Source organism: Micromonospora sp. URMC 105 (assembly GCF_051386295.1).
Taxonomy (GTDB): domain Bacteria; phylum Actinomycetota; class Actinomycetes; order Mycobacteriales; family Micromonosporaceae; genus Micromonospora.
Genome location: NZ_JBPQTL010000242.1, coordinates 1 through 288, shown reverse-complemented (window position 1 = coordinate 288; position 288 = coordinate 1). Strand labels below are relative to the sequence as shown.

Sequence of the window (288 nt, the reverse complement as noted above, 5' to 3'; positions counted from 1 at the left end):
GTGAGTACGCCTCGGCGCTCGCCGAGATCCGCCGGCTGGTCGCCGAGCCGACCGTCCCCGGGGTACGCGCCGACCTTCCCGGCCAGCTCGGTCAGCCAGCGGTCCTCCGGCCCGGGTTCCCACGGCGGCGTGGGCCTCGGCCTGCCCGTCTCGCACACCGCCACCGGCGGCTGCGCCGACGCCAACCTGCTGGCCGCTGCCGGGCCGAGCCCGTCCAGCACGGTCGCCCCGGGTGGCGCTGCTCGCCGGCCTGATCGACGAGGTGGCCCGCCGCTGACCCGACGCGAC

At 78.5% G+C, this 288-nt stretch carries 1 protein-coding gene; it reads right to left on the bottom strand.

What is annotated here, in order from left to right:
* A partial coding sequence (locus ACSNN7_RS29130) for a hypothetical protein (RefSeq protein ID WP_436684238.1) occupies positions 1 to 221 on the bottom strand: 221 nt, incomplete at its 3' end.
* Positions 222 to 288: the final 67 nt, after the last annotated feature.